This is a genomic window from Halomonas sp. NPDC076908, from assembly GCF_050269715.1.
GTDB lineage: Bacteria > Pseudomonadota > Gammaproteobacteria > Pseudomonadales > Halomonadaceae > Vreelandella.
The window spans coordinates 1-7,187 of record NZ_JBNNIW010000066.1; the positions used below are offsets into that span (position 1 = coordinate 1).

The 7,187-nt window shown below is 60.1% G+C and carries 7 protein-coding genes; all 7 read right to left on the bottom strand.

The genetic code is table 11. From position 1 onward, the window contains the following. Positions 1–857: 857 nt before the first annotated feature. The 7 genes from ACQKE4_RS19760 to ACQKE4_RS19790 all read right to left on the bottom strand — a co-directional run bounded on the left by ACQKE4_RS19760 (position 858) and on the right by ACQKE4_RS19790 (position 6,798). Complete coding sequence (locus ACQKE4_RS19760; RefSeq protein WP_290675751.1) at positions 858–1,118, bottom strand: DUF2933 domain-containing protein; 261 nt, start codon at positions 1,116–1,118, stop codon at positions 858–860. Next, positions 1,115–3,652 carry a heavy metal translocating P-type ATPase gene (locus ACQKE4_RS19765; RefSeq protein ID WP_290675749.1) on the bottom strand — a complete coding sequence of 846 codons (2,538 nt, stop codon included), beginning with the start codon at positions 3,650–3,652 and terminating at the stop codon, positions 1,115–1,117. Before ACQKE4_RS19765 ends, ACQKE4_RS19760 begins: the two co-directional genes overlap by 4 nt. 87 nt (positions 3,653–3,739) lie before the next feature. Beyond that, a complete protein-coding gene (locus ACQKE4_RS19770) occupies positions 3,740–4,387 on the bottom strand; it encodes a Spy/CpxP family protein refolding chaperone (RefSeq protein ID WP_427389945.1) in 648 nt (215 codons plus the stop codon). A 93-nt stretch (positions 4,388–4,480) separates the two neighbouring features. Then, a complete protein-coding gene (locus ACQKE4_RS19775; RefSeq protein WP_427389946.1) occupies positions 4,481–5,746 on the bottom strand; it encodes an MFS transporter in 1,266 nt (421 codons plus the stop codon). Then, positions 5,746–5,895 (bottom strand): ubiquinol-cytochrome c reductase iron-sulfur subunit N-terminal domain-containing protein, encoded by a 150-nt coding sequence (locus ACQKE4_RS19780; RefSeq protein ID WP_290675743.1) that lies wholly within the window; start codon positions 5,893–5,895, stop codon positions 5,746–5,748. The genes ACQKE4_RS19775 and ACQKE4_RS19780 overlap by 1 nt, the downstream gene beginning before the upstream one ends. A gap of 23 nt (positions 5,896–5,918) precedes the next feature. Beyond that, positions 5,919–6,578: a methyltransferase family protein gene (locus tag ACQKE4_RS19785; protein WP_427389947.1), complete on the bottom strand. Its 660-nt coding sequence runs from the start codon at positions 6,576–6,578 to the stop codon at positions 5,919–5,921. Next, positions 6,571–6,798 carry a DUF2933 domain-containing protein gene (locus ACQKE4_RS19790; RefSeq protein WP_290675739.1) on the bottom strand — a complete coding sequence of 76 codons (228 nt, stop codon included), beginning with the start codon at positions 6,796–6,798 and terminating at the stop codon, positions 6,571–6,573. The genes ACQKE4_RS19785 and ACQKE4_RS19790 overlap by 8 nt, the downstream gene beginning before the upstream one ends. Between the last annotated feature and the right edge of the window lie 389 nt (positions 6,799–7,187).

The following is a 7,187-nucleotide window of genomic DNA, read 5'->3' on the forward strand; positions in this document are numbered from 1 at the left end:
GGAAGAGCGGGAACTGTTAAAAAAGGCGGCGGCCTTCTTCGCCAAAGAATCGAACTGAGGTACGGCTTCATCGAGGAGCATCGGGGCACGTTCAGGGTTTGAACGCTGGCTATCTCGGTTGGTACAGGTGCGAACCGGAGTAGTAGGCAGCACGGAACCTGACGAAGCGATTAAAGCTTGCTGACAGCCTACTAGCGAAATTTACCGGGAATCCAAAACGCTTGGTTAAACAAAGCAGTACATGCTATAACCAGAATCGTCCTCGCGGTGCTCACCAATGGAATCATGTCGGAGAACCTCTCTGGTTGGGCCGCAGAGGGGAGCTTGGGCTGGGTGGGGTCGCGCGTGTATCGCCATCGAAACAGCCGTGAATAGCCGTGAATAGCCGAGTAATGCAAGTCGAAGCATATGGATGATTATTAGTTTTCTGGATGGGCACTAATTAGCCGGGTGAACCTGCCGTTCCTGACTTCGTCCATTAGAGCCAGCGGCTGAAGCAGACCTCGCTCGCCCAGGCTAAACACCAGGCAAAGTAGCGAGCCAGTCGCTCATCAGCCTGATACATACTGCGAAACTCCTTCCTTCAGCAAGAATGTATACGCTTGACATTAAAGACGCTCGAAGAAGCGATCTCCGACTTGACCAGAAAAAGAGGAAGTGTCAGACCACGGCCAAAAATGACCACTTGTTCCAGAAAGATGCCAGGTCGGTATCGGCGTGTACGTCTGTCGCCGATACCGGCTGGGCCTTTTTAACTGCTCTCCTGCTGGTCAGTGCTGATCATTTTCCGGTTGTCTGGGACTACTTGAGCGCATGACCCGGACCGTATTGTCTCATCATTGACATGGCAGCTTTTGTTATTCATCCCGATCACGCTGATGATGCCCGAGATGTCGGTGCATCAGGAAGTGCAAGCCGAGGCAGAGTGCCAGAGGCAGTACTAACCAGGCGCCGCTACCCAGTGACTGGCCACGCCACATGACAAGCAGCACGGCGCTTCCCATCAGCACCACGCAGGCGGTCATCATCCACTTATGGAGAGCCCCGGCATGTGGTGACGGCTCGTTTTGCGATTCGGCCTCTCCGGAGGGGCGTTTGGTGAAATGTGGCTGAGTCATGAGTGGTCGCCTTTGGCTTGGGGCTGAGCCAATTGCTCCCGTCCGGGCTGCTCGCGGGCATAACGCCGCTTGAGCAGCAGCGAGTTGCCAATCACCGAGAGGGAACTGGTCGTCATGGCGATGACACCGATCATCGGGTGTAACAGGCCGATGGCGGCGATGGGGATGGCCGCCACGTTGTAGGCGCTGGCCCAGATCAGGTTCTGGACGATCTTGGCGAAGGTGGCGCGGGAGAGGTGCATGGCGTCCACCACAGCGGTGAGCTCGCCGCGTACCAGGGTCACATCCGCTGCCTCGATGGCCACGTCGGCACCGGCGCCGATGGCGATACCCACGTTGGCCTGCTTCAGCGCCGCGGCGTCGTTGATGCCGTCGCCGACCATGGCCACATGGTTCCCGTGCTTCTCCTGCAACTTGCGGATGGCATCGACCTTGCCCTCTGGCAGCACGCCGGACTGGACCTCGTCGATACCGACCTCATCGGCCACGGCTCGAGCAGCGCGTTCGTTGTCACCAGTAATCATCACGACATGTAAGCCCAGGTCATGCATACCGCGAATGGCCTCGACCGACTCCTGCTTGAGGGTATCGGCCACGGCGACCAGCCCCAGGGCCTGGCCGTCGGCGGCAACGATCACCACCGTGCGCCCCTTGCCCTCGAGCTCGGTCATGGCGTCATCCAGGGCTTCGAGGCCGGTCACGCCTTCCTCTTCCAGCAACCGGCGATTGCCGATCAGTACGGTTTCTTCGCCCACCTTGCCCGAGACGCCGCGCGCACCGGTGGAGCGAAATTCGCTGACCTCGCCGGATTGCACATCGCGCTCCCGGGCACCGTCGACGATGGCACGGGCGATGGGGTGCTCCGAGGCATTCTCTACGCTCGCCGCCAAGGTGAGCAGGTGGGTCTCATCGCCACCCTCGGCGGTCACCACCTCGGTGAGTTTAGGCTCGCCGCGGGTAATGGTGCCGGTCTTGTCGAGTACCATTACCTTGACGTCCTTGAAGGTCTGGATTGCCTCGCCGGAGCGGATCAGGATGCCGCGCTCGGCACCGATGCCGGAGCCGACCATCAGCGCCGTGGGCGTGGCCAGGCCCAGGGCGCAGGGGCAGGCGATGACCAGCACGGCGATGGCGGCAAGGATGGCAAGGATCGGCGTTGCTGCGGTGGGATCGACCCAAGGCAGGAAGGTCGAACCCCATTCGAGGATCGGCCGCAGGGCATCCGGGAACACTGCCCAGGCAACCAGGCTAACCAGGGATATGGCCAGAACTACCGGCACGAAGCGCCCGGTCATGCGGTCGGCGAATTCCTGTATCGGCACCCGCGAGCCCTGGGCCTGGTCGATCAGGCGCACCACTTGGGAAAGAAAGGTATCGCCGCCGACGCGGGTTGCCTTGACCCTCAGTCGTCCTTCCTTGTTGATAGTGGCACCGATCACGCTGTCCCCGGTACTCTTGTAAACGGGTATCGACTCGCCGGTGGCAATGGATTCATCGAGATGGCTCTCGCCCTCGACCACCTCACCGTCGGTGGGAATCTTGTCGCCGGGCCGCACGATCATGATGTCGCCGGGCGCAAGCTCCTTCACCGGCACCTCGACTTCTTCGCCATCACGCTCCACGCGCGCCGTCTTGGCGCCCAGGGTCATCAGGCGGCGGATAGCCTGTGAAGCACGCCCCTTGGCCAGAGCCTCCAGATAACGGCCGAGTAGGTGGAAGGTCATGATGGTGGCGGCCATCTCGATGAACGAGGTCATGGGGTAGACGAAGCCGGCCAGGCCGATCAAATAGGGTGGCAGGCTGCCCATGGTGATCAGCACATCCATGTTGAAGGTGCCGTTTTTCAGCGAGCGCCAGGTCGACTTGTGAGTGGCGACACCGCCATAGAGGAACACCACTGGAAAGGCCAGCGCAGCGATGATTGCCAGATACCCCGGGATTGCCACCCAGAACATATGCACCATCATGAGAATCATGATGAGTGTGGTGGGTACCGCAGCGATGATCAGCCGCTTGCGGGCCTGGGAGAGGTAGGCCTCCTCGATCTCGGCGTCGCTGTTGGCATTCTCCTCCTCGTCGGCCTGCACAGCGGCCACATCATAGCCAGCCCCTTCCACGGCGCTCTTGAGCGCCTCACCACCTGGGCCATCCTGGGTAACGGTCACCGCCACACGATGGCTGGCAATATTGGTATCGATCGATTTGATACCCTCGAGCCGCTCCAGAGTGCTGCGGATGATGCCTGCGCAGTGATCCGAGCCCATACCCGGCACCGTCAGGCGAATCTGTTGCTTGGTATTACCGCCACTGACGGCGGCCACGTCATAGCCGGCACCCTCGACGGCTTCCTTCAAGGTCTCGCCATCGGGCCCGTCTACTTCGGTGGTCACGCTGACATGGTGGTTGGCGATATTGGTCTGGATCTCACCTACGCCATCGAGGCGTTCGAGCGTCTTGCGAACGATGCCGGCACAGTGGTCACTGCCCATACCAGGTACCGTCAGGGTGATCGTGTTCGGGCTAGAATCTCTCATCGCATGTCTCCTGCTGGCCTCGCAGAGTGGCCGGCCATGGTTGGCCGCCCGTCCTGTTTCCTATTACCTACTGACTGACATCCACGGTCAGTGATGGGCCTCGTGGTCCTCGGGGTTGACATCACTCTCGGGTGTGGCCTGCTGAAGCTGCTGACGTTGCTCATCGGTCATCAGGTCATGCATGGCATTTTGCATGCGCACCTTCTCGGCCATCATCTCGCCGTGAAGTTCGGCCATCCGACCGTGAAGGGCTTGGACCTCCTCGGGGTCGGGGCGCTCACCGCGCATCTCCGCCATCAGGTCATCGCGCAGGTTCATCAGCCGGCCCATGCGCTCGAACTGGGCGGGGCGGTGCTCCTGCATCACCGCGCACATCTCGCTGCGCTGCTCCGGGTCGAGCATCTCCTGCATCATGCCCATTCCGGCGGCGCCCATCATCGGGCAGGGCATCATCCCGCCACCCATTATCACACTCATCATGCCGGAGCCAATGCCGCCCTGGCCGCCACCCATCATCCCATTCATCATGCCGGGGCCCATACCGCCCTGGCCGCCACCCATCATTCCACCTGTCATATCGGGCCCGGCACCACCTTGGCCGCTGTTGCCCCCCATCATGCCATTTCCTTGGCCGGGCTGAGTGTCCGGCATGCCCTGTGCGAAGGCGACGCCGGTACCGCTGACACCGAGTGCCAGGGCGAGTGCGAGTGCGAGTGCATGCTTGCGAATTTCCATGATCGTTCTCCTTCCATCTTATGGAACCCACCTTGGGCCTTTTCCTACATTATTCCGGCTATGTGCTGCACAGAGGTCAACTTCGAACAGCAGTTACCGATTCCTCTCTTTCAATACTGATGCGAAAAGTGCGTCACCATTACAATCATTCGAGTAATGATAGTGAACTGCGACAGTCAAGATGGCGGTAACGAAAAGCACGATGGCAAGCCCCCAGTAGGTGCCGAGAGCACTACCAACGAACAACAACCCGGCACCCGCTGACCCAACGGCTTGCCCGAAGCTGGCCAAGGCGGTCTGCTTACCCAGCGCCGCACCCTGTGCCGGCCCGCTGGCCAGGGAGACCTGATAAGCGAGCAACGGAATCAGCAGTCCCGATCCCGCGCCCAGCAGCCCGACCACGACGAATGCTCCCCAGAAGCTCGAAGCGTAAGGGAGGCCAAGAATGCCCATGGCCATCAGCAGGAAGGCCCCGCCGATCAAGTGAACGGGCGAGAGTCGTTTCGGTGGGTAAGCCGACCACAGGAGCTGCACCGCCAGCATCACCAGACTGCACGCCGTGAACAGCAACCCGACCCTGAAAGGATTAAGACCGATCGACTGCCTTGCCTGCAGACTGAGACCTACCTCAAAGGCCCCCAGGCCGAGCATTGCCAGCAGCGTAAGCACCAAGAAGCCACCGACAGCCCGAGTCGACGCCGGCTCGGAGGAATGTGCGTCGCAAGCGTGGCGGTGAACCGGCTGTTCGCGAACGTGATGGTAGATCAACAGCCAAACCACCCCGGCGAATCCCGCTGTGACCACGAAAGGCCAAGCCACTGGCCCACCTAGCACCATATCGGATTGGGGCATTACCATCGGAATACTTGCCAGCCAACCGCTGAGCATGGGGCCTGACAAGAAGCCCGAAGTGGAAGCAGCACTGAGCCAGGCAAAACGACGTGCACGGAACGTTGCGTCGTCACACTCGGCCGCCTGAGCCAGCGCCACGGGGATCACCGCCGCCGCAAAGGCGCCGGCAAGTGCTCGTGCCCCATAGGCGAGTGGCAGGTCGCGGACCAGGCTGAACCCCAGCATGGCCAGCGCAAACCCCGCCAGCCCCAACAATAGGACGGGGCGACGGCCCAGGCGGTCGGAGGCGCTTCCCCACAGTGGCGCAAAGCCGAACAAGGCCAGCGTATAGACCCCCGTCAGCAGCCCGGTGTGCAGCGATACGTCCCCAGGGCTAGTCACCGCCAGCGCCCGGTCGAGGAACAGCGGCAGGATCGGCAGCACCGTGCCGTAGCCGAGGAAAACGACAAAGGTGGCTGCAAGCAAAGCAGTGAAGCCGGTTCTTGATTTGCTGAGTGCCCCCGCCATTAGTGAAAGACCATGCCGGCAATATGAAAGCCGGTATCATGGCGTGCGCACTGGGTTGCCAGGAGGCTAATGGATGGCACGGCTGCGAACGCTGTCCCCACGCTCCCGATCACCACTGACGCACTGACGACAAAGCGTCTTCTTTTCATGATTGCTCTCCTGGATATGATCCTTACAGATGCTGACTACCCGAACCCAGTGCCCGCAGGTGTGGAATGAAGCGTGGGGTGCGAGCTGCATACACCTGCCATTCGTCACCGAACCGGCGCGCGACCTCGCGCTCTTCGTGGATTGCCAAGCGCGAGTACATCCACACTAGCACCGGGAACATGGCCAGGGTCAGCAGGGTGGGCCACTGCAGCAGGAAACCAGACATCACCAGCACGAAGCCAACGTACTGGGGGTGCCGTACATAGGTGTAGAGCCCGGTGGTAGCCAGCTCTCCCTGCCTCTGGGCGGCATAGAGCACACGCCAACCCGCAGCGATGAGCCAGAACCCCACGGCGATGAACACCATGCTCAGCAGATGGAATGGCCCGAAGTGCGGGTTGGCCTGCCAGCCGAACAGCATCTCAAGCAGGTGGCCCGCATCGTGGCTGAACCAGTCTACCTCCGGGTAGCGCGACTGTAGCCAGCCGGACAGGAAGTAGAGGGTTAGCGGAAAGCCGTACATCTCCGTGAATAGCGCCACCAGGAAGGCGCTGAAGGCCCCGAATGAGCGCCAGTCACGGCGCGTCTGCGGCTTGAAGAAGCTGAAAGCGAAGAAGATGAAGATCACCGAGTTGAGAATTACCAGGCCCCACAGACCATAAGCCGGTACGTCGTCACTCATCGCGTCCTCCCTTTTGGTTCTCATGACCACCATGCCCCCCATGCATGAACACATGCATCAGTGGGCAGGCGAGCAGAATCAGCCAAGGCAGGGCACCAAGCAGATGCACTTTGTGCTCCCCCCAGAGCAGGAAGCCCATCACCGCCAAGGCGATCGCCACCATGAGCCAGAAGGCACCCTTGCTGGGTCGACGGTCCAGCCACTCCTTTTCGTCATTCATGATCAAACCTCTCTCGGTGTAGGTACAGCTAATTCATGACCTCCGATTGGCACCTTTAATGGTGACGATATCTTGGCTTCTCTCCCCCACTACCCCACTACCTTGATAAAGGTATTTTCGCCATTGCAGATCATGGTAGTGAACCATGGATTGGCTCCCCGTTTCTGTATCTTGTTTTAACCTAGCAATCTCATTTCGATAAATTTGAGATTCATGCTGTCATGTCACGTAACGATAGAAGGAGTGCAGCTAGTTTGATGCATGAAATTATTTTTGCATTTTTAATGCATTGACGAGTTATAGTCAAATCTGGTGGATGGCAGTCAGGCGGCAGTCCTGTCTGATTGATCGGTTACCTGCTCCCCATCCTGAAACCGGACGTTGTTCAC

Excerpts from the sequence above, each read along its gene's own strand:
- ACQKE4_RS19760 (WP_290675751.1), bottom strand. The coding sequence starts at position 1,118 with ATGACTCAGCCACATTTCACCAAACGCCCCTCCGGAGAGGCCGAATCG.
- ACQKE4_RS19765 (WP_290675749.1), bottom strand. The coding sequence starts at position 3,652 with ATGAGAGATTCTAGCCCGAACACGATCACCCTGACGGTACCTGGTATG.
- ACQKE4_RS19770 (WP_427389945.1), bottom strand. The coding sequence starts at position 4,387 with ATGGAAATTCGCAAGCATGCACTCGCACTCGCACTCGCCCTGGCACTC.
- ACQKE4_RS19775 (WP_427389946.1), bottom strand. The coding sequence starts at position 5,746 with ATGGCGGGGGCACTCAGCAAATCAAGAACCGGCTTCACTGCTTTGCTT.
- ACQKE4_RS19780 (WP_290675743.1), bottom strand. The coding sequence starts at position 5,895 with ATGAAAAGAAGACGCTTTGTCGTCAGTGCGTCAGTGGTGATCGGGAGC.
- ACQKE4_RS19785 (WP_427389947.1), bottom strand. The coding sequence starts at position 6,578 with ATGAGTGACGACGTACCGGCTTATGGTCTGTGGGGCCTGGTAATTCTC.
- ACQKE4_RS19790 (WP_290675739.1), bottom strand. The coding sequence starts at position 6,798 with ATGAATGACGAAAAGGAGTGGCTGGACCGTCGACCCAGCAAGGGTGCC.